The 24,309-nt window shown below is 52.3% G+C and carries 26 protein-coding genes; 13 read left to right on the top strand and 13 right to left on the bottom strand.

From position 1 onward, the window contains the following. Window positions 1–25 precede the first annotated feature (25 nt). Window positions 26–1,243, bottom strand: coding sequence for an NADP-dependent isocitrate dehydrogenase (locus tag AC3CB2_RS13390; RefSeq protein ID WP_008547468.1), 1,218 nt, complete (start codon window positions 1,241–1,243; stop codon window positions 26–28). 461 nt (window positions 1,244–1,704) lie between these two features. Between AC3CB2_RS13390 and fabF the strand changes: the two genes are divergently transcribed. After that, window positions 1,705–2,967 carry a beta-ketoacyl-ACP synthase II gene (fabF, locus tag AC3CB2_RS13385; protein ID WP_008547908.1) on the top strand — a complete coding sequence of 421 codons (1,263 nt, stop codon included), beginning with the start codon at window positions 1,705–1,707 and terminating at the stop codon, window positions 2,965–2,967. Window positions 2,968–3,296: 329 nt separating this feature from the next. Next, entirely contained in the window at window positions 3,297–3,887 is a 591-nt protein-coding gene (locus AC3CB2_RS13380) for a DUF2585 domain-containing protein (RefSeq protein ID WP_014286444.1), read from the top strand. Window positions 3,888–3,977: 90 nt separating this feature from the next. Here the strand turns inward: AC3CB2_RS13380 and AC3CB2_RS13375 are convergent, their stop codons facing one another. Beyond that, a complete protein-coding gene (locus AC3CB2_RS13375; protein ID WP_008548078.1) occupies window positions 3,978–4,562 on the bottom strand; it encodes an HdeD family acid-resistance protein in 585 nt (194 codons plus the stop codon). Window positions 4,563–4,855: 293 nt separating this feature from the next. Here AC3CB2_RS13375 and AC3CB2_RS13370 point away from each other — a divergent pair, with 293 nt between their 5' ends. The 7 genes from AC3CB2_RS13370 (at window position 4,856) to AC3CB2_RS13340 (ending at window position 11,281) form a co-directional block, all read left to right on the top strand. Continuing rightward, window positions 4,856–5,626 carry an RNA methyltransferase gene (locus tag AC3CB2_RS13370; RefSeq protein WP_352933236.1) on the top strand — a complete coding sequence of 257 codons (771 nt, stop codon included), beginning with the start codon at window positions 4,856–4,858 and terminating at the stop codon, window positions 5,624–5,626. Further along, a complete protein-coding gene (gene murI, locus AC3CB2_RS13365; RefSeq protein ID WP_352933234.1) occupies window positions 5,626–6,399 on the top strand; it encodes a glutamate racemase in 774 nt (257 codons plus the stop codon). Before AC3CB2_RS13370 ends, murI begins: the two co-directional genes overlap by 1 nt. 99 nt (window positions 6,400–6,498) lie before the next feature. Further along, window positions 6,499–7,152 (top strand): hypothetical protein, encoded by a 654-nt coding sequence (locus AC3CB2_RS13360; RefSeq protein WP_352933232.1) that lies wholly within the window; start codon window positions 6,499–6,501, stop codon window positions 7,150–7,152. A 129-nt stretch (window positions 7,153–7,281) separates the two neighbouring features. Then, window positions 7,282–8,727 carry an alanine/glycine:cation symporter family protein gene (locus AC3CB2_RS13355; RefSeq protein ID WP_352934165.1) on the top strand — a complete coding sequence of 482 codons (1,446 nt, stop codon included), beginning with the start codon at window positions 7,282–7,284 and terminating at the stop codon, window positions 8,725–8,727. Between the two features lie 239 nt (window positions 8,728–8,966). Next, on the top strand, window positions 8,967–9,584 hold the full coding sequence (gene rpsD, locus AC3CB2_RS13350) for a 30S ribosomal protein S4 (RefSeq protein WP_008547786.1): 618 nt from the start codon (window positions 8,967–8,969) through the stop codon (window positions 9,582–9,584). A gap of 132 nt (window positions 9,585–9,716) precedes the next feature. Then, window positions 9,717–10,682 carry a tRNA 2-thiocytidine(32) synthetase TtcA gene (gene ttcA, locus AC3CB2_RS13345; RefSeq protein ID WP_352933230.1) on the top strand — a complete coding sequence of 322 codons (966 nt, stop codon included), beginning with the start codon at window positions 9,717–9,719 and terminating at the stop codon, window positions 10,680–10,682. A gap of 101 nt (window positions 10,683–10,783) precedes the next feature. Continuing rightward, a complete protein-coding gene (locus tag AC3CB2_RS13340; RefSeq protein WP_352933228.1) occupies window positions 10,784–11,281 on the top strand; it encodes a hypothetical protein in 498 nt (165 codons plus the stop codon). A 551-nt stretch (window positions 11,282–11,832) separates the two neighbouring features. Here AC3CB2_RS13340 and AC3CB2_RS13335 read toward each other — a convergent pair. From AC3CB2_RS13335 to AC3CB2_RS13310, 6 genes are all read right to left on the bottom strand, one after another. After that, complete coding sequence (locus AC3CB2_RS13335) at window positions 11,833–11,973, bottom strand: hypothetical protein (protein WP_352933226.1); 141 nt, start codon at window positions 11,971–11,973, stop codon at window positions 11,833–11,835. Window positions 11,974–12,117: 144 nt separating this feature from the next. Continuing rightward, window positions 12,118–12,780, bottom strand: coding sequence for an HAD family hydrolase (locus tag AC3CB2_RS13330; protein ID WP_352933224.1), 663 nt, complete (start codon window positions 12,778–12,780; stop codon window positions 12,118–12,120). Between the two features lie 117 nt (window positions 12,781–12,897). Next, window positions 12,898–13,233, bottom strand: a complete 336-nt coding sequence (grxD, locus tag AC3CB2_RS13325; RefSeq protein ID WP_352933222.1) for a Grx4 family monothiol glutaredoxin — start codon at window positions 13,231–13,233, stop codon at window positions 12,898–12,900. Window positions 13,234–13,363: 130 nt separating this feature from the next. Further along, window positions 13,364–13,597, bottom strand: coding sequence for a BolA family protein (locus tag AC3CB2_RS13320; protein WP_008547869.1), 234 nt, complete (start codon window positions 13,595–13,597; stop codon window positions 13,364–13,366). Between the two features lie 114 nt (window positions 13,598–13,711). Then, window positions 13,712–15,916 (bottom strand): phosphoribosylformylglycinamidine synthase subunit PurL, encoded by a 2,205-nt coding sequence (purL, locus tag AC3CB2_RS13315; RefSeq protein ID WP_352934163.1) that lies wholly within the window; start codon window positions 15,914–15,916, stop codon window positions 13,712–13,714. A gap of 224 nt (window positions 15,917–16,140) precedes the next feature. Continuing rightward, window positions 16,141–16,653, bottom strand: coding sequence for a hypothetical protein (locus AC3CB2_RS13310; protein WP_352933220.1), 513 nt, complete (start codon window positions 16,651–16,653; stop codon window positions 16,141–16,143). Between the two features lie 359 nt (window positions 16,654–17,012). On the opposite strand from AC3CB2_RS13310, the gene AC3CB2_RS13305 reads away from it, so the two are divergent. Continuing rightward, window positions 17,013–17,996, top strand: coding sequence for an HlyD family secretion protein (locus AC3CB2_RS13305; protein ID WP_174519169.1), 984 nt, complete (start codon window positions 17,013–17,015; stop codon window positions 17,994–17,996). Window positions 17,997–18,006: 10 nt separating this feature from the next. Continuing rightward, complete coding sequence (locus AC3CB2_RS13300) at window positions 18,007–19,059, top strand: FUSC family protein (protein WP_083416692.1); 1,053 nt, start codon at window positions 18,007–18,009, stop codon at window positions 19,057–19,059. Between the two features lie 63 nt (window positions 19,060–19,122). On the opposite strand, the gene AC3CB2_RS13295 is transcribed toward AC3CB2_RS13300, so the two are convergent. Beyond that, complete coding sequence (locus tag AC3CB2_RS13295; RefSeq protein ID WP_352933217.1) at window positions 19,123–19,659, bottom strand: peroxiredoxin-like family protein; 537 nt, start codon at window positions 19,657–19,659, stop codon at window positions 19,123–19,125. A gap of 145 nt (window positions 19,660–19,804) precedes the next feature. On the opposite strand from AC3CB2_RS13295, the gene AC3CB2_RS13290 reads away from it, so the two are divergent. Together AC3CB2_RS13290 and chrA are read left to right on the top strand one after the other, a co-directional pair. Continuing rightward, a complete protein-coding gene (locus AC3CB2_RS13290) occupies window positions 19,805–20,617 on the top strand; it encodes an AraC family transcriptional regulator (protein ID WP_008547858.1) in 813 nt (270 codons plus the stop codon). A gap of 89 nt (window positions 20,618–20,706) precedes the next feature. Then, window positions 20,707–21,933, top strand: a complete 1,227-nt coding sequence (gene chrA / locus AC3CB2_RS13285) for a chromate efflux transporter (RefSeq protein ID WP_352933215.1) — start codon at window positions 20,707–20,709, stop codon at window positions 21,931–21,933. Between the two features lie 61 nt (window positions 21,934–21,994). Here chrA and purQ read toward each other — a convergent pair whose 3' ends face one another. The 4 genes from purQ to purC form a co-directional block, all read right to left on the bottom strand. After that, the gene (purQ, locus tag AC3CB2_RS13280; RefSeq protein WP_352933213.1) at window positions 21,995–22,666 is read right to left on the bottom strand and encodes a phosphoribosylformylglycinamidine synthase subunit PurQ; all 672 of its coding nucleotides are present in this window, start codon (window positions 22,664–22,666) and stop codon (window positions 21,995–21,997) included. 45 nt (window positions 22,667–22,711) lie between these two features. Further along, entirely contained in the window at window positions 22,712–22,819 is a 108-nt protein-coding gene (locus AC3CB2_RS13275; RefSeq protein WP_352933212.1) for a phosphoribosylformylglycinamidine synthase-associated small membrane protein, read from the bottom strand. A gap of 36 nt (window positions 22,820–22,855) precedes the next feature. Continuing rightward, window positions 22,856–23,095 (bottom strand): phosphoribosylformylglycinamidine synthase subunit PurS, encoded by a 240-nt coding sequence (gene purS, locus AC3CB2_RS13270; RefSeq protein ID WP_008548081.1) that lies wholly within the window; start codon window positions 23,093–23,095, stop codon window positions 22,856–22,858. Window positions 23,096–23,305: 210 nt separating this feature from the next. Further along, window positions 23,306–24,070, bottom strand: a complete 765-nt coding sequence (gene purC, locus AC3CB2_RS13265; protein ID WP_008548091.1) for a phosphoribosylaminoimidazolesuccinocarboxamide synthase — start codon at window positions 24,068–24,070, stop codon at window positions 23,306–23,308. Window positions 24,071–24,309 lie beyond the last annotated feature (239 nt).

Raw genomic sequence — 24,309 nt, 5'->3', positions numbered from 1 at the left:
TTCGGAAATCCAGCAGAGGCTGAGCTTATGCAGCTGCCATTGCTTTCTGAAGGTTTTCGTCGACTTTGTCGAGGAAGCCAGTTGTGGTGAGCCACTTCTGGTCTGGACCTACGAGCAGGGCCAGATCTTTGGTCATGTGACCGCTTTCAACTGTGTCGATACATACCTGCTCAAGAGTTTCAGCAAACTTCTTCAGCTCAGCGTTGTCGTCGAGTTTCGCGCGGTGAGCCAGACCACGGGTCCATGCAAAGATAGATGCGATGGAGTTTGTGGAGGTCTCTTCACCCTTCTGGTGCTGACGGTAGTGACGGGTCACGGTGCCGTGTGCAGCTTCAGCTTCAACAGTGCGTCCGTCTGGTGACATCAGAACGGAAGTCATCAGGCCGAGGGAACCGAAGCCCTGTGCAACGGTGTCGGACTGAACGTCGCCGTCGTAGTTCTTACAAGCCCAAACGTAACCACCGGACCACTTCATTGCAGCTGCAACCATGTCGTCGATGAGGCGGTGCTCGTACCAGATTTTTTCTGCTTCGAACTTCTCTTTGAACTCAGCTTCGTAGACTTCCTGGAAGATGTCTTTGAAGCGACCATCGTATGCTTTCATGATGGTGTTCTTGGTGGAGAGGTAGCAAGGAACTTTACGGCCCAGAGCGTAGTTCATGGATGCACGAGCAAAGTCACGGATGGAATCATCCAGGTTGTACATTGCCATTGCAACGCCGGAGGATGGTGCGTCAAACACTTCGTGTTCGATCTCGGTGCCATCTTCGCCAACGAACTTAACAGTCAGCTTGCCTTTGCCTGGGAATTTGAAGTCAGTCGCGCGGTACTGGTCACCAAATGCGTGACGGCCAACGATGATTGGCTGAGTCCAACCTGGAACCAGACGTGGAACGTTGGACATGATGATTGGCTCGCGGAAGATAACGCCGCCCAGGATGTTGCGGATGGTGCCGTTTGGAGAGCGGTACATGCGCTTCAGGTCGAATTCTTCAACGCGTGCTTCATCCGGAGTGATGGTCGCACACTTAACGCCAACGCCGTATTTCTTGATCGCTTCAGCAGCGTCAACGGTGATCTGGTCATCAGTTGCATCACGAGACTCGATACCGAGGTCGTAGTACTTCAGGTCGATGTCCAGATAAGGATGGATCAGCTTGTCCTTGATGAACTGCCAAATGATGCGGGTCATCTCATCGCCGTCGAGCTCGACGACTGGATTTTCTACCTTGATCTTCGCCATATTAGTAGACCTCGTGTTTATTAGGTACGTGACAATGGAGCCGGTTAAGGCTCAAGTTGCCATGTGTATACACATGTGCGCAATTTAATGCCAGTGGAAATCTGCGGTTGGAGTGCCAGTAATACCAAATTCGTATGCCGCACTGAAGTGGTTGCCGCTAACAATTTGCTATTTCAACTGTATTTGCGCTCAACGATGGTTTGAATTGCTGTCTATAATTCCGCAGTCCCTCTTTCTTTTCGGGGAGTGATTGTCGGTCATTCTCGTGACAGGCTGGGAACTGATTGTTCCGATATCCCAAGATGTTATCCACTAAGAGTTGTGTTTGCGTAGTTTGCTCTTAACTCTCAAAACATATCCAATTACTCTGACCATTAGATGGCGCCATAATTGGGACGCGAGCATTTTGTAGAGCGCGCAGGAGTCGGTTGCTGCGTTCTTTAGCTTAGGAGTTAGGGAAGATGCGGATTGTTGTAACCGGTATGGGGGTGGTTTCACCCTTGGGTGTTGGGATCAACCCGTTTTGGGAGCGTCTGGTAGCTTCCAGAAGCGGTATTCGCGCTCTTACCAGATTTGATGGAAGTGAGCAGGCTTGCCAGGTGGCAGGGCAGGTTCCCTCCATTGATGAAGATGAATTTGGCTTCGATGCCAGTGTGGCCATTCCTTTTAAAGACCAGAAGAAGATGGACCTGTTTATCCATTATGCTCTGGTTGCAGCCAAGGAAGCCGTTGACCAGGCTGGCTGGTATCCGGAAACGGATGAAGACAAGGAGGCTACAGCCACTATTATTGCCTCTGGTGTTGGCGGGTTCCCTGCCATGACCGGGGCCACGCGCACCGTGGAGACCAAAGGCCCGCGGCGGCTCTCTCCGTTTATTGTGCCAAGCTTTCTGGCAAACCTTGCAGCTGGGCAGGTTTCGATTGCCAACGGGTTTAAAGGCCCGCTGGGAACACCTGTAACGGCATGCGCTGCCAGTGTGCAGGCGATTGGTGATGCGGTTCGCATGATCAAGAGCGGTGAAGCGGATGTGGCACTTGCTGGTGGAGCTGAGGCTTGCATTGATGCTGTGTCGTTTGCTGGCTTTTCTGCCGCGCGTGCACTTTCCAGTGGCTTTAATGAAGAACCGCACAAGGCCTCTCGCCCATTTGACAGGAACCGCGATGGGTTCGTGATGGGTGAAGGGGCTGCGATGCTGGTGATTGAGCGGCTGGACCATGCGCTTGAGCGTGGAGCTACGCCGCTTGCTGAAATCCTTGGATATGGCACCTCAGCCGATGCACACCATGTGACGGCTTCCCCGCCAGATGGAGCGGGTGGTCAGGCTGCCATGCGTAAGGCGCTGAAGCAGGCCGGGATCAATCCCGATGACATTGACTACATCAATGCGCACAGCACTTCGACCCCAGTTGGTGATGCGGCAGAGATTGCTGGTATTCAGGCTGTGTTTGGAGATCGCGGAAAAGATCTGGCTATTTCTTCTACCAAGTCTGCAACAGGTCACCTTTTGGGTGCTGCTGGTGCGATTGAGGCGATTGCCTCTATCATGGCTTTGAGGGAAGGGGTGCTTCCGCCAACACTGAACCTGGAAGAGCCGGATGAGGCGGCTTCTCAGTTTGAGTTGGTGGCCAATGAATCCAAGGAAAAGGACCTCAAATACGTTATGTCCAATGGCTTTGGATTTGGAGGCGTGAATGCCTCTGTCATTTTTGGAAAGCCAGGCTGAGGATTAAAGCAGGTTGCCATTCTGCGGAAACTACGAGTTGCTTTAATCCCCTGTTCCAGCACTGCCTTATTGGCTCAATAGCCATTTGATTTGGGTGGTGCGATTTGGAGAGGGTAGAAGTTTTGGGAAAGGCTCAGAGATCTTCTGAGCCTTTTTCTTTTTGCCACATTGGTCGATTAAGCGCGCTTTATCAGCTTAAAACGGCTCATGGTTCTTGCTGTTTTACCAAGCTGGTTTAGGTATTACTTATATACGCATTCTGTTTTGAAGGTCCTGTTCATCCTTCACAGCTATGCTCATCGTTTACATAGATATTGAAAGTCTGATTGATGCTCAGTCGATTGAATAACAAGCATTATGCTTTGATCACCGTTCTCCTGCTTGTCCTGACAGCCGTCATTTTGCTTGCCATGGGGCGAGAGCCAATCTGTAAGTGTGGGGAGATCAAGCTTTGGACGTGGGACGTCAACAGTTCGGACAACAGCCAGCATATTGCTGATTGGTACACGCCTTCGCACATCATCCACGGCATGCTGTTTTATGCGCTGTTCTGGTGGATGGGGCGTTTGTTTACGGGTGGTGCCGGTTGGCCGATGGGTTTCCGTCTGGTGCTGTCTGTTATTGTGGAAGCGGCCTGGGAGATCGTCGAGAACTCCAGCTTCATCATCAATCGCTACCGGGAAGCGACGATCGCGCTGGATTACTTCGGTGACAGCGTTCTCAACTCCGTCTTCGATATTATCTGGATGATCTTCGGTTTCTGGCTCGCGGCCCGTTTGCCGGTATGGCTGACAGTTGTGTTGATCCTTGCGATGGAGCTGATTGTTGGCTCGATTATTCGGGATAACCTGACCCTCAATGTGATTATGCTGGTCTATCCGTTGGATGCTATCCGCGAATGGCAGATGCAAGCCTACTGATCTACATACAAAAGTGCCGCGCTCATTGCTGATTGCGCGGCACTTTTGTTTTTGAACTTAAGCTGTCGATGATCGCCTGAAGTGTTCGCCCTACTGCTTTTTGTGAGCTGCAAGAGCGATGGCAACATAACTCCAGCCGTTGAACATGATCGAGATGCCGGCCACGAGGCCGAGTGCCCATGCTGTTGAGCCGGGGAAGTCGAGCAGGATCATCAGGCCTGCGCCAATTGCTATGATACCGGACGCGAGTATCCAGCCCCAGCTGCTGTGGGGGCGCAGGCGGAAGGAAAACATGGCTTGTGCGATGCCCTGTGCGATGAAGACAACTGAGAGCACCAGTGTGAGTGCTTCTGTTCCCGCAACAGGGTTGTAGTAGATCGCGATACCGCCAACCAAGGCGATGATGCCGATGAGGGATTGCCAGAGGAAGCCTCCCCATTCTTTCACCTGCATGGCATGCCAGAGTTGAAGAACCCCGACGACGATTAAAACTAGTCCGATAACCAGTGCTACTGCGATGGAGGACGCGTATGGTATGACCAACACAATCGTACCACCAATCACCATCAATACTCCGAGCACCAGGAATTTCCACCAGTTGTCACGCACTAACTGCGTGAGATCCGGGACATTTGGAGGCGGGGTGCCACCTGTGTTGGGTTCTTGTCCAGGCATAGTCGTCGGGGTCTCCTTCGTAGAGGGTCGGGCCATTCAGAGGCTGCATTGAAACGGCTAACTCTCTAGGTAACAGCAAAACACAGCTTTACTCTTGATTGAATTCGCCGAATTTTACCCTCTTTAGGTGACTAGTCAGAGCTCTCACACGATTTCGCAGGACTGAGGTGCCGGTGGTGAGTTATCGCCGCTGGAAAACAGCAGGCTAATCCCGATGGGATTTTGTTTTTCTTCGGGCTATTCTGGCCAAAACTGCTCTGGTAATTTTCAGCCTGATCGGCTAGAGGATCGGCATGTCTGAAAGCACTCCTGAAACAAACACCGCCATTCCTCCTGTTGTGGTTCTTTGTGAGCCTCAACTTGGCGAAAACATCGGCATGGTTGCCCGTGCGATGGCCAACTTTGGCCTGCACGATCTGCGCCTGATCAACCCGCGTGATGGTTGGCCGAGTGAAAAAGCGCGCTCTGCTTCTAGCCGGGCTCATCATGTGATTGATGCTGCTCGGGTTTTTGACAGTGTGGAAGAAGCTGTTGCTGATCTGAAGCTGGTTTTTGCGACGACGGCTCGCAGCCGCGATATTCCGAAGCCGGTTGTTGGACCTGATGAAGCTGCCAACGAGAGTGTGGCTCAGGGCCTGCGTGGCATTCCATCTGGTTACATGTTTGGCCGTGAACGCTGGGGCCTGAACAATGACGAAGTGGCGCTTGCGAACAAGATCGTGACGCTGCCGGTTGATCCGACCTATGCTTCCCTGAATATTGCTCAGGCTGTTTTGGTATGTGCCTATGAATGGCGCCGTGTGGCGACAGCGGGTGCATTGCCTTTCTCATTGGATGATTATGAGGGAGAGCCTGCAACTCAAGAATCCATTCAGCGGATGTTTGATCATCTGGAGTCAGGCCTGGACGCGCGTGGTTTCTTCCGTCCTGTCGAGAAAAAGCCAGTCACAATTCGTAGGTTGCGCAACATCTTTCAGAAAGCAGATCTCACCGATAATGAAGTGCGCATTCTGCGTGGCGTGATTTCTTGCTTCGAAAAGTATGGTGTGAAGGATCAAGACTGATGTTGAACGGCTCTCCGGTTGTTCCGTTCCAGCCCCTGCATATGAAGCCAGATGTGTCTGGCCGTGTGCTGGTGCTGGATAGTGGTGTCGGAGGGCTTTCTGTTCAACGTGAGATCAAGCGGGCGTTGCCTGATGCGGGGCTGCTTTATCTAGCGGACCGGGCGGCATTCCCCTATGGAGACTGGGAGGCGGATGCTCTTCGGGATCATATTGCTTCTCTGGTGAACTCTGTGAGCGATGCATGGCAGCCGAGTGCGGTTGTGGTGGCGTGCAACACGGCTTCCACACTGGTGCTCCAGCGTTTGCGGGAGTTCCTTGATGTGCCTGTAGTAGGCACGGTGCCTGCGATTAAACCAGCTGCGCAGAAGACGAAATCCGGTGTGTTTGCGGTGTTGGCGACGCCGGGAACTGTGAAGCGCGATTACACGCAGGATCTCATCATTGACTTTGCCCCGGAGCACCATATCGCTCTGGTTGGTGCCACTGGCCTTGCTGCGCTGGCAGAAGATAAGCTGGCTGGTCGCGCGGTTGATCTTGATCGTCTCCGCCGTGAAATTTCGCCATGCTTTGTCGAGAAAAGCGGAGAGCGTACGGACTGCGTTGTGCTTGGCTGCACGCATTATCCGTTTCTGCAGGAAGAGATGGAACAGGTGGCTCCATGGCCTGTGACCTGGATCGACCCAGCCCCTGCCATTGCCCGTCGCCTGACGGATGTGCTCAAACGCGATGGCGTTGCAGTGGGGTGTGAAGACCTGTTCTTTGTGACCGGTTAAGCCCGCATTAATCACGTGTGAGAGTTGCCTTTCTCATCTGTTGGACGAGGTGCGGTGCCGACTTATGCTGATGGCATTTCTATTATTAAGTGATTTGCCATGTTGAATTCTCTCATTCGCTCTTACAAAGGGCAGAAGTACTTTCTCCTTGATCCGTATATTGCACAGCATAACCTCATGCAGCTCCGGGTGTTCGAGGTTCTTACCGGTCTTCTGATCGTATCCAACTGTTACCTAGCTTATTCAGGAGCTTACGCGAACGGCACGTTTTTACCCCCGCAGGCTGTTACTGAGCTAATGCAGTGGGTCCTTCCGTTCCTTGGGGATTTGGCTGCCCAAGCTCAAACACCTGAGCAGCAGGCGCTTGCTGTTGGACAAACGACATTTCTTGGTTTCAGTTTCCTGATTGTGCTTGTCACACCGGTGCTCGGCGGGCTGGTGATGGATGTTGAGCGCAAGACGCGACTGGCTGTCCCAAAGGTGATGGCGTTCGTCGGGTCCATGGGATACGCCATGTACAAAATTCTCAATGCGAGTGAAGTTGTTCTCTTCTCAGAAGGCGGTCAGATCCGGACGCTTGATCTTTCTGCGGCACAGCCTGTTGAACTCGGCAATCGAGGAACATTGCTTCAGCCAGACATTATCACTGATGTCATGACGGCTGACTGGTTTCCCTATGTGGTTCTGGGATTGCTTATCCATGGTTTGGCGTGGATTGCCCATAGAGCTTTCATTGCTCTGAGGCTTTTATAGGTTGCTGGATTGTTGCGGGGCTTGGCGCAAATCCTTTCTTATTTAAGTGGTTGTTCTAGGCGGATCTTGAATTTGTTTTGATATGCAGTCGACACCTGCGGATTTGCTGGAGTCGAAGCCTTGGATATCATCAACATTGTCGTCGATTACACCAACGCCATCCTCTGGAACTATGTTCTGCTTTATGGATTGCTTGCGGTTGGTGTGTTTTTCACCATTCGGCTGGGGTTCATCCAGTTTCGATATTTCGGACAATGTTTCAGTGTTCTTCTCAAGTCCCGTCATGAAGACCGGAACGGGATCAGTCCTTTTCAGGCATTGTGTACCAGTCTGGCTTCGCGCGTTGGTACAGGCAACATCGCAGGGGTTGCTGTTGCGCTGACGCTGGGCGGGCCGGGCGCTATTTTCTGGATGTGGATGGTTGCGCTGGTTGGCATGGCGACGGCTTATGCTGAGAGTGCGTTGGCTCAGCTTTATAAGGTTGAGGATGATGAAGGGCAGTTTCGCGGCGGTCCAGCTTTCTACATGGCGGCAGGGCTGAAGAGCCCGCTCCTTGGCCATATCTTTGCGATTGCTTTGATTTTTGCGTTTGGTGTTGTGTTCTCTGCCGTGCAGTCCAACTCCATCGCAGATGCCATGTACAGTGCCTTTGATATGCCGGAGATCGTGACTGGCGCAGTACTTGTGGTAGCCGCTGGGCTCGTCATCTTTGGTGGTCTGCGTAAGATCGCGCACTTTGCCGAGATCGTGGTTCCGTTCATGGCGATTGCGTATGTGGTGATCGCGTTTGGTATTCTGGCGGTCAACTTTGAGCAGGTTCCGGGTGTTCTGTGGAGTATCGTGGCGCATGCGTTTGGGTTGGAAGAGGCTGTTGGTGGTGTGACCGGCGGTGTGATGGCAGCTCTGCTCAATGGTGTGCGCCGCGGGCTTTACTCCAACGAAGCGGGCATGGGTTCTGCGCCGAACGTTGCTGCCTCTGCTGTTCCTGACCCGCATCATCCGGCTTCTCAGGGCTTTGTGCAGGCACTGGGTGTGTTCATTGATACGATCGTGATCTGCACGGCGACTGCGCTGATTATCCTGCTCTCCGGCATTTATGATCCTACGACCGGTGTGACTGGCATTTCACTTACTCAATCAGCCGCTGAAGCGCATGTGGGTGATTTTGGTGTCTACTTTATCGCGGTGGCGATTCTGTTCTTCACGTTCACGTCTATCGTTGCAAACTACTCCTACGCGGAGAACGCCATGATCTATCTGGAACATGGCTGGAAAGGCGGCCTGACAGTGCTGCGTATTCTGTCGCTGGCCATGGTGTTCTGGGGATCTCTGCAGACCGTTGATACGGTGTTCAATGCTGCAGATGCAGCCATGGCGGTGATGGCGACGATCAACTTGATCGCAATTGTGCTTTTGGCGCCTAAAGTCTCTTTGATCACAAAGGATTACATCAAGCAGCTGAAGGAAGGGAAGGAGCCTTTGTTTGATGTTGCTGAACATCCAGAGCTGTCCGAGGGTGTGGATGCCACGATCTGGAGCAAGGAGCGTGGTGAGGAAGCACAGAAGCGGTACTGATCAGGTCTGTGTTTCTAGGCGATTTGCTGTCATATTTCGTTGACTCTTGGGCGCATTTTCAATAGGAATGCGCTGTTCAGAGCGGTTCCCTTGGAGCCGCTTTGATTTTACGCACCCGTGTGGTTCGGCATGCGCTATTTGCCGTAACTGCTGTCAGTCGCTTGTAAGCTTTTGTGTTTGCAGCGAAAAAGGAGGGCGCGTTTCCTTTAAAATTATAGATCAACGCAAAGGAAACTGCGATGTCTAAGCGCCAGAGCGCCAAGTATAAAATTGACCGTCGTATGGGTGAGAACATTTGGGGTCGCCCAAAGTCTCCAGCTAACCGCCGTGAATACGGTCCTGGTCAGCACGGTCAGCGCCGCAAAGGCAAGCTTTCTGACTTCGGCGTGCAGCTGCGCGCAAAGCAGAAGCTGAAAGGTTACTACGGCAACATCTCCGAGAAACAGTTCCGCAAAGTTTATGATGAAGCTTCCCGTCAGCGCGGCGATACTTCTGAAAACCTGATCGGTCTGCTCGAGTGCCGTCTTGACGCTATTGTTTACCGCGCAAAGTTTGTTCCAACTGTGTTTGCTGCTCGTCAGTTCATCAACCACGGTCACGTGAACGTAAACGGTCGTCGTGTAAACATCGGTTCTTACATGTGTAAGCCTGGCGACGTTATCGAAGTTCGTGAGAAGTCCAAGCAGCTGGCAATCGTACTGGAAGCAGTACAGTCCGCTGAGCGTGACACTCCTGACTACATTGACGTTGACACCAACAAGCTGGTTGCAACTTACTCCCGCATCCCAGCATTTGGTGACGTGCCTTACCCAGTTCAGATGGAACCAAACCTGGTTGTGGAATTCTATTCCCGCTAATAGGTTTGATCCTGAACGATTTGATTTGGGCTGCCCTTTGGGTGGCCCTTTTCATTTTGCGGTGCTATTCCTGCCGCAACGAATTGCATTCATCATCGCCGGATGAATAACGAGTAAAGATAAGATAAAGCCATGAGTCAGTTAAGCGCAGAACACGCAACCGATACAGCTGCTGAAAGCAAAGTTTTCGATCCGGATTGCCATCCGCTGTTCCGTGAGGTGCCAAGTTCGGTTGAGTTTAAAAAGCTGCGTAAGCGCTTGCTGCGTGAGACCCGTCAGGCGATCTCTGATTACAAAATGGTGCCGGATGGTGCCAGTCCGGAAAAGACCAAGTGGCTCATCTGCCTGTCTGGCGGTAAAGACAGTTATACTCTGCTTGCGGTTCTGATGGATCTGAAGTGGCGCGGTCTTCTTCCTGTTGACCTGATCGCCTGCAATCTGGATCAGTCCCAGCCGGGCTTCCCTCAGCACATTTTGCCTGAGTTCTTTGAGCGCTATGAGATCCCGAGTAAAATCGTGCGCGAGAACACCTATGGCATCGTCACCGACAAGCTGCCTGAGACCTCCACCTATTGCTCTTTGTGCTCCCGCTTGCGCCGCGGCATTCTTTATCGCACTGCGCGTGAGCTAGGCTGTGAAGCGATTGTGCTGGGTCATCACCGCGATGATGCGCTGGAAACCTTCATGATGAACATGTTCCATGGTGGCCGCATGGCATCCATGCCGCCGAAGCTGGTGAACGATGAGGGCGATCTGATGGTTCTGCGCCCGCTGATGAACTCTTCTGAAGCAGACATCGAGAAGTTCTCTAGGGCCATGGAGTTCCCGATCATTCCGTGTAACCTGTGTGGTTCTCAGGATGGCCTGCAGCGCGTTCAGGTGAAGAACATGCTGCAACAGTGGGAGAAGGAAACTCCGGGTCGTCTGGGTATCATGGCGCGTGCGCTGGCACATGTGCGTCCATCTCACCTGCACGATGCGAAAGCGTTTGATTTTGTTGGCCTGCGTCCGAACTCTGGTGAAAAGGGTGAGGGCGATGAAGAGCCTTGTGCAGCAGCAGAAGCGATGACTGAAAAGCTATTTGGCAATGAGTTTTAGCTGCTTGGGCGACCTCTAAACACTTCAGGCCGCTGTATCATTTGATGCAGCGGCTTTTTTGTTCTTAGCGCATAGATTGAAGAGCTGCACAGGATTGAAAGATGGCACCACTTCGTTTTCGGGCTCGTAATACAGCCTTGGTTCTGCAAAACCTGTTTGTTGCTGTGATGTTTGTTGTGTTCTCACAGCTGCACGGGTTTGCTGCGCTTTCTCCGCTGTTGGAGGAAGTGTTTGGTATTGGGGTTGGCACATTCTTTACGCTCGGTATCACCGTCGCATTCGGCACTGCCTGTATGTTCTATCTGCCTTCCCTGAACTACGTTGAGATCAACCGCGACGGGATCGTGTATCACCGGGCGCTGGTTAAGCGCCGACTGGCCTGGGAAGAGGTGGAAGCGGTTGGTGTGAAACCGTTGACCTTCATGGGTGTCAAACTGGGCAAGCGCGTGGTGCTGGATCTGAAAGGCAAACGCAAGTTCCCTTATGCGCAGGCCGTTCGCGGTCTGAGCATTGATGGCATTCTTCCAGGTTCTTACAGAGAAACACCTGAAGAGATGGCACAGCAGATCGAGCAGTTTCGTGGTGTTGCCGGGTTTTGACTGGACTGGTTGCCAGAGAATCCAGACAGAATTTTAAATTCTTGTTAGGTAATAAAAGTTCATAAATAGCATGAAATAATTGCAAAAGATACGCGATTTTACCTATTCGATAAAGAATGTATCCAGAATCTGTAACTAAAGTCGAATAAGGACATACATTTCAGCGGTCAGGTCCCGGTTTGAGGGGCGATATTTTTTAGTTTCTCGATGTGATTTTTCACCAAAGGCATTGGAGGCAACTATGAATATGGTGATTGAAGGCCTGAATGGCATTGGATGGCGAAAGCGGAGAAATCCTGCTTCTGAATCCTGTCAGTGCGGTTCCTGGAAACTGCATTGGATCAAACACTCCAAGCGTGACTGGCCGTCAAAATGCAGTAATGCTGATTGCCATAAGAAACCCACCCTAGGCGCAGATGTCAGATGGCTTAGCGGCAGCCGTCCTCAAATTATCCCCCTGTGCGATAGTTGTAGCAAGCAAACTGATCGTTTCAATCTCAGAGAGGGTACGGTCACCGTACTGACGCATCAGTATGAGTGCAGCTGAGCTCTCACTTCATTCCACCATAGTACTTACAGGCGTCAGGGCCGTTCAGTAAGGACGGCTTCTGGAATACTGTCATGTGGTTGCATTCGTAGCGAGCCAGACCTTCCTTTGTGGTTGGCGTGATACTCGCCGCGACGGCTCCCATCGTGGTTCCTGTGATTAAGCCAAGGAGCAAAACTCTCAGATAAACTTGCATCTCTCATCCCCCGATGAACTGTTGATGAGACGCTTTTAGCAAGGGGAATGTGAGAGAGCTCTGAGAGCAATGTTCATTTGGCGTTCAGGATGGTTAAGCCGTCAGGCTGCTCCAGTTAACTTTTAAAAGACTGTCTTGATTTGCTGCCTCAATGAAGTCGGAGAGAGGCATAGGCTCTGCCTTGTTGTCATGCGGGGCGACGTGCAATGCATTCCATCCAGCTTCCCGCGCGGGCTTGATGTCTTTTTCCAGATTATCTCCGATGAAGAGTGCAGTATCGGCTTCAAAGTTGTGCTGGGATTGGAGCTTACGGAGGAGGGGAATGCTTGGCTTGCACTCTGCGGGGAAGGGATCTCCACTGGCATAGGCAAAGTCTACGTGCTCTGAGATGCCCAGCTTGTTCATGACGGCCCATTGAAACTGAGAGGGGCCATTTGTCATCACGCCGATCTGACAGCCAAAGTTGGCTTTGAAGAGCGCCATTGCTTCGAAGATGCCTGCGAATGGTACCTGAGCTTCTGACCAACGCTGTGTGAACGTATCTAACGCGTTCTTTTGTTCTTCAGGTGATAGTTCCGGAAAGCAGGATTGAACAGCTTCAAGGCCGGTATGCTCCCCATTGTGCAGCATATGGCGGAGCCAGGTGTCACTGTGCTTGTTGAACTGCTCGCCAAAGATCTCAAAGAACATCTTGGGATAGGAGGCTTTGTGATGGCAAATGGTGCCATCCAGATCGAAAACAATGGTCTTGAACATGTACTGTCTGCTTATTGAAAAAACTATGGTTCAAACTATTCGGTTCTGACAGCTTGGCAACAAAAAACGGGCCTTCACACGAAGGCCCGTTTTGGAAAATGTCTTTTCAGCAGAGACTTATGCAGCTGGTGCGATCTCGATGTCTTTTTCTGCAAACAGAGCCTGCAGTTCCTGAGACTGGAACATCTCACGGATAATATCACAGCCACCGATGAACTCACCTTTGACGTAGAGCTGTGGGATTGTTGGCCACTGGCTGTAGTCTTTGATGCCCTGACGGAGGTTATCGTCTTCAAGAACGTTATGACCGATGTACTTCACACCAATGTAGTCCAAAATCTGCACTGACTGGCCGGAGAAGCCACACTGTGGGAAGTTTGGGGTGCCTTTCATGAAGAGCACAACATCGTTGTTTTCTACTTCGTGCTTGATCCAGTTTTGGATATCGCTCATTTCGCCGAGTTCCTTTCGCTCGACCGGGGTCAAAGCCCGGTGACCGTGATTGTATTTTGTTCGTGGTGCGGCCACTCATATGGGAACTTGCATGGGTAATGCAAGAAAAAGGTCGCACCTTCGTGTTCTGTTATTCCGGAGCTGAGGTCTGCAGCGCCAAAGCGTGCAAATCGTCGCCCATTTTACCCTTAAGAGCCTGATACACCATCTGGTGCTGCTGTACGCGGGATTTACCGCGGAAACTTTCTGAGATGACGACAGCTGCGTAGTGATCACCATCACCTGCCAGATCTCTGATTTCCACGTGTGCGTCCGGCAAAGCCTCTTTAATAAGGGTCTGTAGTTCGCCTGCGTCCATGGCCATGAGTGTGCCTCCTTGCCCGACTGGGTTGCTTCTGTTTGGCTGCTTCTCTCACCACGAATGAAGAGAGAAGCGAATCTTATTTAGAACTCAGTTTAGCAGTTCGGTGGACGAGTATCAGCTCGCCTGCATAAAATGCGGGAACCATCCCTCGAAAGCATTATTCAGCTCTTCAACTGACACACTGATTTTATCGCCAAGAACCAGAGTATCACCACCAGTCTTACCGATTTCTTCTGTGCTGATACCAGCGTCGATCGCATCTTCCAAGAAGGCAGCGAGTTTTTCCTCTGCCACAGTCACAACATAGCGACTTTGATCTTCACCAAACAGAATGGCATGAGGATGGTCACCGTTCACTTTTGCAGTTGCGCCGAGCTTGCCTTTAATCGCCATTTCAGCCAGAGCAACAGCCAGACCACCTGAAGAGATGTCGTGTGCAGCTGTGATACGGCCTTCGGTGATTGCTTCACGAACGAAGGTGCCGGTGAGCTTTTCAACTTCCAGATCAACTGGAGGAGGAGCGCCTTCTTCGCGGCCCAGAACTTCTTGCAGGTACTGAGAAGAGCCGAGGTGTTTGCCCTTACCGCCCAGAACGACGATGGTTTCGCCAGTGCTAACAAATGCACTGCCGACGCGTTTGGTCACATCTTTCAGCAGACCAACGCCGCCGATGGCTGGTGTTGGCAGAATGCCTTCGCCGTAGGTTTCGTTGTAAAGGGAAACGTTACCGGAAACGATTGGGGTTTCCAGCACTTCACAGGCTTCGCCGATACCCTTCAGACAGCCAACGAACTGACCCATGATCTCTGGCTTTTCAGGATTGCCGAAGTTCAGGTTGTCGGTGATTGCCAGTGGCAGGGAGCCAACTGCAGACAGGTTACGATAGGTTTCTGCAACGGCCTGCTTGCCACCCTCATAAGGGTTTGCGTAGCAGTAGCGTGGGTTCACGTCGACGGAGAAGGCCAGACCCTTGTCTGTGCCGTCCACGCGAATGACGCCTGCATCACCGCCCGGAGTTGCGGCAGAGTTGCCCTGAATGAGGGTGTCGTACTGCTCGTAAACCCAGCGACGGGAAGAGCCGTTTGCGCCACCGAGTAGCTTCAGCAAAGCTTCTTTGTAGTCTGCTGGTTCTTCAACGTTGGCTGCAGCGATTTCTTCTGGCTCAGGCCACTGTGTCCATGGACGGTCATACTCAGGAGCTTCGTCGCCGAGTTCCTTGATTGGCAGGTTCGCCATTACTTCGCCGTGCTGCTTCACAACGAAGCGCAGGGTATCCGTGGTGATGCCGCAGATTGCGAAGTCCAGACCCCACTTGGTGAAGATGGCTTCCGCTTCTTTTTCCTTGGATGGCTCCAGCACCATGAGCATACGCTCCTGGCTTTCTGAGAGCATCATCTCGTAGGCGGTCATGTTTTCTTCGCGGGCAGGAACCTTGTCGAGGTCGAGCTCGATGCCGAGGTTGCCTTTTGCGCCCATCTCAACAGCAGAACAGGTAAGGCCAGCTGCGCCCATATCCTGAATAGCGATAACCGCACCGGTCTTCATCAGCTCAAGGCAGGCTTCCATCAGGCATTTTTCGGTGAACGGGTCACCAACCTGAACGGTAGGCCGCTTTTCGTCGATGGAATCATCGAACTCAGCGGAGGCCATTGTTGCGCCGCCAACGCCGTCGCGGCCTGTTTTAGCGCCGAGGTATACGACTGGAAGACCGACACCTTTTGCTTCGGACAGGAAGATCTTGTCTGCATCAGCAAGACCAGCTGCGAAGGCGTTTACAAGGCAGTTGCCGTTGTAGGATTTGTGGAACTCAACTTCACCGCCCACTGTTGGGACGCCGAAGGAGTTGCCGTAGCCACCAACGCCGGAAACAACACCGGAAACGAGGTGGCGTGTGCGTGGATGATCCGGTTCTCCGAAGCGCAGAGCATTCATGGCTGCGACAGGGCGTGCGCCCATGGTAAACACGTCGCGCAGGATGCCGCCAACGCCGGTTGCCGCGCCCTGATAAGGCTCGATGTAAGATGGGTGGTTGTGACTTTCCATCTTGAAGACAACAGCCTGGCCATCATCAATATCGACAACGCCTGCATTTTCGCCTGGTCCCTGAATGACGCGAGGGCCAGTGGTCGGGAGTGTCTTCAACCATTTCTTGGAGGATTTGTAGGAGCAATGCTCGTTCCACATTGCGGAGAAAATTCCAAGCTCGGTGAAGGTTGGCTCTCGGCCAATCAGCTCCAGGATGCGAGCATATTCATCTTCCTTAAGACCGTGGGCCTCAATGAGTTCGGGGGTGATCTTAACGCTATTTTGGATCATCACACTCAGAAAATTTGGGCGCTGTGCGCCGGGGCCAAATGTCACGGGCTGCTTAACAGGATTCATAGAAAAATGGAAACTGTAGAGGCCGCTTTTTTGGATTTTTTGCTGCCAAGGCATGGTTTTTTGCAGCTTGACGACAAGTCACTCTGTTTAAATCATATGGAGCTGTGATCTTTTGAATTGGCTGAAAAATTTTTCAGACTAAAATGCGCAGTTTACGGTGGTCAGAAGGTGACTTCGCCCTGCAGAGTTGTCACGGACATGGACATGTTCGGCAGCTTGGTGCGGCTCCAAGTTCCACTGCCTTTGGCGTTTGCCCATTTTTCATCGCCACCCAGAATGGCCCAATTGCCAGAGTACCGTCCATCTTTGATGCCCGTGATCTCATAGCTGATGGCGAATGGTGCGCCGTTCTTGTCCTTCAGGCTACAAACACCGCCGCCCTGTACCTGCATGTTCTTAACGACCGCACCACCGAAGCAGCTGCCGGATACGAAGTCGAATGGATCTTCCGGGTTGTCGCTGAGGAATACGTAGTCTGCGTTGATGCGCTTGAGGTTGAGCTGGTCGGTAATGATGGCGTTGTTGTAGAGACCGAAAGTTGCTAGCTGACCGGTGTGAGAGAACCCTGCTGCTCTGGCGTTGACCTGTGCTGCATTGGCAGAAAGAGCGGTGGCTCCAATTGCTGTGGCGAAAACGGTTCCGAGGACGGCAAGTCTTTTCGCAAGGGGTGGCATCACAGATAGTCCTTTGCAGGTTTGCCCGGCGATTTAGCAAGGCGCATGTGTTTTCGCGATGCAACCACAACCTGAGAGGCTGTTTCAATCATGTCCTTTTGAACTGGTTAGGGTTTTGTTTCGCGTTATGCAATGAGCGGACGCTAAAATTTTACGCTTCGGAAATCTTCGTTAACCTACTGTATTTACTAGCTACTTAGAATTTGGAGGGATCATTTTCACGATTTCAAAACCCTCATTTGCGATGCTTTCACGTGCCTCCAAATGGGCGCCTTTTGCTGGTGCTAATAACCGGCTTGTCTAACAAGAATTCGCCGATGCTTATGTTTTGCGTAGCGTCAGGTGAGCGGAGATAAAGGGTGCCTGGAGGCATTTTTCACATAAGTGGTCCGATCAAGGTGATCTTAGGCGCATGCGCCTTGATCGGCGCTTATGTTGTTATTGATTACTTCTTCACCTACACCGCAGATGCCTATGTCTCCGCAGATGTGGTGCGTGTCTCTCCTGAAATTTCCGGATTTGTTACCGAGGTTCCTGTTGACCGAAACAAGGCCGTAAAGGCTGGCGAGCTGCTGATGCAGATTGATCCTGAACCTTTTGCTTTGGCGGTTCAGGAAGCGCGGGCGCAGGAAGCCATGTCTCTGGCAAACCTGCGCAGGTCTGAGGCAGAGGTGCAGGTTGCCGAGGCTGCGGTGACTGCTGCCGTTGCTAAGGTTGCTAATCTCTCAGCTCAACAGCAGCGCTTTGAGGAGTTGACGGACAATGGTTTCGTAACCCAACAGCGTCTCGACAACATCACACTCTCGCTGGAAGAAGCGAATGCGGAAACGGATTCGGCGAGAGATACATTGCGGGCCGCGGCGCATCAGGTGGAAGTGCAACGCTCGACTTATGAGGCTTCTCAGGCGGCAACAGCTCTAGCGCAGTACAACCTAAGAAAGTCCTCCTTGCTGTCGCCGGTGGATGGTGTGGTCAGTGAGTACACGGTTAACCCGGGGAACTATGTGCTTCAGGGCATTCCGCAGATGGCGCTTATCACGAATACCAACTGGCGGATCATTGCGAATCTGATTGAGAGGCATGCGGCCCGATTGAAACCGGGGCAAACGGTATACTTTCAGGTCTCCAGTGATCCATACCGGGTTCACAAGGGGACGGTCCGGTCCATTGGGCGAGGTATTTCCCGCATGGATCAGGACCCAAGGGTTCTACCTTACATACCATTGACGACCGACTGGATCCGGCTTTCGCAGCGGTTTCCGGTCGAAATTGATATGGGGGAGTTTTTGGAGGACCACGTTCCAATGCATGGGGGAGATGCTCGCATCTTCCTTGTGCATTAGGGGAGGCGCCATGTTCTTCAACTACGCTATCGGTCTCCGCACCAGCCTGATGGTCACACTCGCCTCTGTCATTGCGCTGATTGTTGATGCGGATGATCCTTGGTGGGCGGCCATGTCTGCCATGACGGTGGCCAATGCGGACTGGACCAACGTTTGGCGCAAAGGCATTCAACGTGTGATCGGCACCATTGCCGGTGGGTTTTCCGGGTACTGGATCGCGGTTGCAGTTAAGAACTATGAAGTCTTCCAGATGATTGCGGTAGGGTGCCTTGCAGCCCTTGCGATCTATAAGCGAATGGCGAGCCCAAACTATGCCTATGCCTGGTTGATGGGGATCGTGACTGCGATGTTGGCCATTTATATTTCTCTGCTGGAAATCGATCTGTTGTTCTACCTGATGGTTGACCGAACAATTACGGTTGCAATCGGGGTGATGACGGCTGCTGTTGTCTCCTATTACTTCCTCGAGGAAACGTCTTTAGGCGTTGGAGTTGGGCCCTATTTGACGCCCAACATCGACACCATGGATAAGAGCTGGGTGATTGCGCTGTGTTTGAGCGGAGCTGCTGTCGCGATGCTGGCACCGATCATCTACGTGGGCCATGAACTCGCGGCGATGGTGCAGATCATTATTACCTCGCTTGTGGTGCTCTATGGGCCGGTTGTGTCCGTGAAGAAGTTTGCTTTGAACCGAAGTCTGGGCTGTCTCATCGGTGGGTTGATGGGGTTCGGTCTGATCGGGCTCGGGTTACAGTCGTTTTTCTGGTGGGCGCTGCTGCTTGCAATCGGGTTGTTCTTCCTAGCCTCGGTGCACCACGGCAAGAGTTACTGGGCTTATGCAGGAACGCAGGGTGGGTATGCGTTTGTGATTGCGGCGCTGGCGTCTGCAGGTCCGGTCGACAACTTCAATCAGGTTATTGACCGATTAGTGGGTGTTGTTTTGGGGGCTGTGATTGCGATCTGTGTCTTGATTGTTGTCCGCATTTGGCAGGGGGCAGACTTTCCAGATATTGAGCACATCAATCAGAAGAAGGCACGAAAGCCTCGTGTCAAAAAGACATAAAAAAGAGAGGCTGCGAAAACACAGCCTCTCTGAGCACCAAGAAAGTGTTTGTGGTAAAATTGATTATAGAGCTCCGGTGTATTCACCGCGGGCGGGATAATCGTTCTTGATGCAAAAGTCGAGAGCACCGAGCATTGGTTTAAAGTCAGGACGTGCAAATGGCATAGTCTGCACATTCCCGAAGTAAAGTGTGCCGTCAGGCTTTACGAAGAACAGTCCTGGTTCTGCGAACAGATCTGGTTCTTCAATACCGATAGACGTTTTTCCGCGGCCTGCTGAAATGAACAGACCCCATTCACGCGCCTTGGTCAGAGTAACGCCATACCCAACGCGCAGTTTGTCTGCTTTGATTGCGTTGGAGAATGTTTGGGCACGGTCCTCTGTATCGGTGGAGAGAGCAATGGTTTTCACACCGCGTTCTTCGAACTCCGGTGTCAGACGTTCCAGTTCTTTCAGGTAGGTTGCACAGATGGGGCAGTGCAGACCACGGTAAAAGACAACCAGAGTGGCAAAGTCAGAAGCTTCGGCTGACAGATCGAATGTACCACCACCAACGAGGTTCGCAGATAAGCTTGGGACTGGCTTGCGAGGGATCAGCATATTATTCTCCTGAGCTAAGTATTCTTCTTGTAGCTTTGCTTATTTCGTTTTTTGAAAAGGCAATTAGCGGTGGTCGATTTGTAGCTATTATGTTATTGAACGTTTAATTGCCTTTTGTTCGAAAAAACTGATCGAGAGTTCGGATATGGCCACTGAGCTAGCTGAAGTGAAACCACGAGAGCTGCGATACGACCGTCTGTCTTCGCTTATTGAGCGCTTTAAGGTGGAGGCGCATATCCTTCACAACACAGAGGATGAGGTGCTTCAGGGCAACTTTTTTATCCTTCGTTGCATGCATGGATTCCGGAAGCTCGTGTTCCTTCCTTCCAGTCCCAACAACCCGACTGAGATCAAGCGTATTTGCGATGATACCATTGTGCTCGCAGGTGCTCGGGTGGAGTTTGGTGGGCCGGGATCTCAGCTGAGTACGGCGCTGCCGGACTATGTCGAGATCTATCTGCAGGATGCGCCTGAGCTCGAAAGCCTTGCTGACCTGATGGTGGAAGAAGTGCTGTCTCCGCGCTGTGGTGGAGCGGCGGTGATCAACCGGCTTTGCGAAGTGGTGGTGATCCGGTTGCTGCGGCATGCGGTTCGTTCTGGTGCGGCGTGTAGTGGGTTGATCGCCGGACTTGCGCACCCAAATCTAGCGCAAGCACTTGTGGCTATTCATGAGGAACCGGCAAAGCAATGGCGGTTGGAGACCCTCGCTGAAGTTGCGGGCATGTCGCGCACTCAGTTTGCCGTTCACTTCAAGGATGTGATGGGTGAAACGCCGGGCTCTTACTTAAGCAACTGGCGTCTGGCTTTGGCGAAGCTGGATCTGGAGGCTGGGCGTCCATTGAAAAGTGTAGCGGCACGTGTTGGTTTTGCGTCGCCGACGGCATTGTCGCGCGCCTACCAACGGCGTTACAATGAGTTGCCTCGCAATGTTGCATTGAAAACAGTTGTGGCTGCTTAATACTGGGGCGCGTTGTGTATTTGTCCTAATGTCACAACTCTGCTTTATATGCTGCTCCGCTTTCTATTCAGAATACGATTGAGCCATCCATGAGTTTTGCAGAACGTCCGACAAATCTTCCTGAGGAACATGTTCAGGGTCATGCGTTAGAGGTCTTTGTTGCTTTCCTGAAGTTGGGCCTGACATCCTTCGGCGGGCCGATTGCGCATCTTGGGTATTTCCGAGAGGAGCTGGTTAAGCGACGGAAGTGGCTTTCAGAAGAAGCTTATGGAGATCTGGTTGCGCTCTGTCAGTTTCTGCCGGGGCCTGCGAGTAGTCAGGTTGGGTTTGGACTTGGCTTGATGCGGGCAGGACCGCTTGGTGCGCTCGCAGCGTTCTTTGCGTTTACCGCACCTTCTGCTTTGCTGCTCTTTGGTTTTGCATATTGGGCCAGCGCTTTTGAGGGGCCTGTCGGAATGGGCCTGATCCATGGCCTCAAGCTGGTTGCTGTTGCTGTGGTGGCGCAGGCGGTTTGGGGGATGGCACGTAACTTCTGTGCAGATCAGTTGCGGGCTGGGCTAGCGGTTCTTGCAGTGGTTCTGGTTGTTGCGCTGGGCGGTGCTGGCGGGCAGATTGCTGCGATCGTTGCTGGTGGCTTAGGTGGTTTCCTGTTTTGTCGCTCTGAGCCCAAAGCCGACGTTCATGAGGTGCTGTTTGCTCCGAGACGGCGGTTTGGTCTTTTAGCCGTTGCGCTGTTTGCTGTTCTATTGTTCGGCCTGCCTGTTTTGAGTGAGTGGATTGTTGATCCGCTGCTCGGTGTGTTTGCCAGCTTCTATCACTCCGGTTCGCTCGTGTTTGGTGGTGGCCATGTGGTGCTGCCGCTTCTGGAGGCGGAAGTGGTTGGAACAGGGCAGGTCAGTGAGAGTTCGTTTCTTGCTGGATATGGTGCTACGCAGGCGGTTCCCGGACCACTCTTTACGTTTGCCGGTTATCTGGGGGCTGAGATGCCAACTGGATATGCACCGTGGATTGGCGCGTGCGTTGCTTTGATCGGCATCTTCTTGCCGGGAGCTTTGCTTTTGATTGCAGGTCTGCCTTATTGGGCTGTGCTACGGCAGACGCCTTCAGCGCGTGGGATCATGGCAGGCGCAAATGCAGCCGTGGTTGGCGTGCTCGGTGCGGCGCTTTACTCACCTGTGTGGACCAGTGCAATCTTGGAGGCGAAGGATTTTGCAGCGGCGCTTTGTGGCTTTGTGCTGCTGGTTTCTTTCAAAGCACCGCCCTGGGTTGTTGTGGTGCTGCTGGGCCTGACCGGGATTGGTTTTGCATTCATCTGAGGCATGAAAAAACCCGGAGTGCTGAGCATCCGGGTTTTAAAAAAGTTATTCTGTTCGCAGTTTAAGCTGCAAGGCTCTGCATGACGCTTTCGAACAGCGCGCGGCCTTCAACACCACCGTGAAGATCTTCAATGAGATTTTCTGGGTGAGGCATCATGCCGAGGACGTTGCCTTTTGCGCTGGTGATGCCAGCGATGTCGTTGATGGAACCGTTCGGGTTGGTGCCGTCAGCATAGCGGAATGCTACGCGGCCTTCGCCTTCCAGTTCTTTCAGCGTTTCTGCATCAGCAAAGTAGTTGCCGTCATGGTGAGCCACCGGACAGCGCCAGACCTTGCCTTTTTCCATGTGGGATGTGAAGGCGCTGTTGGTGCTGGTGGTTTCCAGCATGACTTCCTTACAGACGAAGTGCAGGGATGCATTGCGCATCAGAGCGCCCGGCAGAAGGCCTGCTTCGGTCAGCATCTGGAAGCCGTTGCAAACGCCCAGAACGTGACGTCCCTGATCAGCTGCTGTTTTCAGAGCTGGCATGATGTGGGAACGAGCTGCAATCGCACCTGAACGCAGATAATCACCGTAGGAGAAACCGCCCGGAAGGACGTAAAGATCTGCTTCCGGCAGTTCTGTTTCGGTGTGCCATACTGTGGCAACAGGCAGGCCGGAGATTTGCTCCAGCGCTTTGATCATATCGCGGTCACGGTTGGAGCCGGGGAATAGGATCACTGCGGATTTCATGAATGTTTCCTCTTGGATGGAGGGCGGCTTGTCACAGACGAGGTTTTACAGGAGTAAAAACACCGCAAGAACAGAGAGGGCAGCTGGCAAGCCAATAAAGATGATCGCCTTGATGATCATGAAACGGATGATCCGGCTGGTATCGTCTTGCACGTTTTTGCCCTCGCAGGTTCGTCTATCAGTTACAGCTTAGAGCAGCTCGATAGAGTAATTTTCGATGACGGTGTTTGCCAGTAGCTGTTCGCACATGGCTTCAATGTCAGCTTTGGCCTGAGCTTCGCTGCGGTCAGCCAGCTCCAGATCAAACACTTTACCCTGGCGAATGCCTTCAACGCCTTCAAAACCAAGAGAACCAAGGGAGCCTTCGATTGCTTTGCCCTGGGGATCGAGAACACCGTTCTTAAGAGTGACGGTCACACGTGCCTTCATGGTTCTAACTGGTCCTTCCTTACCAAAATGGGAGATTTAAGCGGACTGCATTGCGCCTGTCGCCCAAATCCATTCTTTGCGCGCGTTCATAACGCGGGAATCTATGCTGGGGAAGCAAAAACGAGCCAAGGTAGTGAGATAGTTCAATACCCGTGCGGTAGATTGCTTGCCCCAAAAATGCAAAACGGGCCTCACGGGCCCGTTCATTGATTACTTGACTAGCACTGGTCCAGAGTGTCCCGGACGGTCGTTGTCGATCAGGATGCCGAGCCTGCGGGCTACTTCCTGATAGGCTTCAACCATTCCACCCATGTTCTGACGGAAGCGGTCCTTGTCCATCTTGTCGTTTGTGGAAGTGTCCCACAGGCGACAGCTGTCTGGAGAAATCTCGTCCGCAAGAACAATGCGCATCATGTCGCCTTCGATCTGACGTCCAAGTTCGATCTTGAAGTCAACGAGGCGGATGCCAACGCTCATGAACAAACCGGACAGGAAGTCATTGATGCGGATGGCGAGTGCCATGATGTCATCAAGCTCCTGAGGAGCGGCCCAACCAAAAGCGGTGATGTGTTCTTCAGAAACCAGCGGATCTCCAAGTTCGTCGTTCTTGTAATAGAACTCGATAATGGAGCGTGGAAGCTGAGTGCCTTCTTCCAATCCCAGGCGTTTGCACAGAGAACCTGCAGCAACGTTGCGGATAACGACCTCGATCGGGATGATTTCCACCTGACGGATCAGTTGTTCGCGCATGTTCAACCGACGAATAAAATGGGTTGGAATACCCATGTTATTCAGATTGTTGAAAATGTACTCAGAAATCCGGTTGTTCAGGACACCTTTTCCATCAACGACTTCATGCTTTTCGTTGTTGAAGGCTGTTGCATCATCTTTGAAGTGCTGAATCAGCGTTCCCGGCTCAGGACCCTCATAGAGAATCTTGGCCTTGCCTTCGTAAATTCGCCGACGGCGGTTCATAGGCATGTACCATTGCGTTTGTAGAACAAGTCGTACGGGTGACGTCGGGGCGTAAACCAGATGTCTTTCAAAGCACTCGAGCCTAAAGACTGCAAATGTTCCTCCAGCATTGGTTTTCGCATCTTTCGTCATTGCGAAAATCGCGATCCCGCTATGCGGCGCGGAACTTAACCGACTTTTTGATAAAGCACAAATGGGTAATTCGAATGGCGTTACCACCATTTGATATACCACTGACT

This window comes from Pseudovibrio sp. SCP20, assembly GCF_057774105.1.
Note: the sequence above shows the minus strand (reverse complement) of the source record. Positions and strands in the feature narration are given on the sequence as shown.

Coding starts and splice junctions, on each gene's coding strand:
- purS (WP_008548081.1), bottom strand. CDS start 23,095: ATGAAGGCACGTGTGACCGTCACTCTTAAGAACGGTGTTCTCGATCCC.
- AC3CB2_RS13310 (WP_352933220.1), bottom strand. CDS start 16,653: ATGCCACCCCTTGCGAAAAGACTTGCCGTCCTCGGAACCGTTTTCGCC.
- ttcA (WP_352933230.1), top strand. CDS start 9,717: ATGAGTCAGTTAAGCGCAGAACACGCAACCGATACAGCTGCTGAAAGC.
- murI (WP_352933234.1), top strand. CDS start 5,626: ATGTTGAACGGCTCTCCGGTTGTTCCGTTCCAGCCCCTGCATATGAAG.
- AC3CB2_RS13390 (WP_008547468.1), bottom strand. CDS start 1,243: ATGGCGAAGATCAAGGTAGAAAATCCAGTCGTCGAGCTCGACGGCGAT.
- purQ (WP_352933213.1), bottom strand. CDS start 22,666: ATGAAATCCGCAGTGATCCTATTCCCCGGCTCCAACCGTGACCGCGAT.
- chrA (WP_352933215.1), top strand. CDS start 20,707: ATGAGTTTTGCAGAACGTCCGACAAATCTTCCTGAGGAACATGTTCAG.
- grxD (WP_352933222.1), bottom strand. CDS start 13,233: ATGAGCGATATCCAAAACTGGATCAAGCACGAAGTAGAAAACAACGAT.
- AC3CB2_RS13295 (WP_352933217.1), bottom strand. CDS start 19,659: ATGCTGATCCCTCGCAAGCCAGTCCCAAGCTTATCTGCGAACCTCGTT.
- AC3CB2_RS13360 (WP_352933232.1), top strand. CDS start 6,499: ATGTTGAATTCTCTCATTCGCTCTTACAAAGGGCAGAAGTACTTTCTC.
- AC3CB2_RS13290 (WP_008547858.1), top strand. CDS start 19,805: ATGGCCACTGAGCTAGCTGAAGTGAAACCACGAGAGCTGCGATACGAC.
- rpsD (WP_008547786.1), top strand. CDS start 8,967: ATGTCTAAGCGCCAGAGCGCCAAGTATAAAATTGACCGTCGTATGGGT.
- AC3CB2_RS13380 (WP_014286444.1), top strand. CDS start 3,297: ATGCTCAGTCGATTGAATAACAAGCATTATGCTTTGATCACCGTTCTC.
- AC3CB2_RS13330 (WP_352933224.1), bottom strand. CDS start 12,780: ATGTTCAAGACCATTGTTTTCGATCTGGATGGCACCATTTGCCATCAC.
- AC3CB2_RS13320 (WP_008547869.1), bottom strand. CDS start 13,597: ATGGCCATGGACGCAGGCGAACTACAGACCCTTATTAAAGAGGCTTTG.
- AC3CB2_RS13340 (WP_352933228.1), top strand. CDS start 10,784: ATGGCACCACTTCGTTTTCGGGCTCGTAATACAGCCTTGGTTCTGCAA.
- fabF (WP_008547908.1), top strand. CDS start 1,705: ATGCGGATTGTTGTAACCGGTATGGGGGTGGTTTCACCCTTGGGTGTT.
- AC3CB2_RS13335 (WP_352933226.1), bottom strand. CDS start 11,973: ATGGGAGCCGTCGCGGCGAGTATCACGCCAACCACAAAGGAAGGTCTG.
- AC3CB2_RS13375 (WP_008548078.1), bottom strand. CDS start 4,562: ATGCCTGGACAAGAACCCAACACAGGTGGCACCCCGCCTCCAAATGTC.
- purC (WP_008548091.1), bottom strand. CDS start 24,070: ATGAACCGCCGTCGGCGAATTTACGAAGGCAAGGCCAAGATTCTCTAT.
- AC3CB2_RS13300 (WP_083416692.1), top strand. CDS start 18,007: ATGTTCTTCAACTACGCTATCGGTCTCCGCACCAGCCTGATGGTCACA.
- AC3CB2_RS13370 (WP_352933236.1), top strand. CDS start 4,856: ATGTCTGAAAGCACTCCTGAAACAAACACCGCCATTCCTCCTGTTGTG.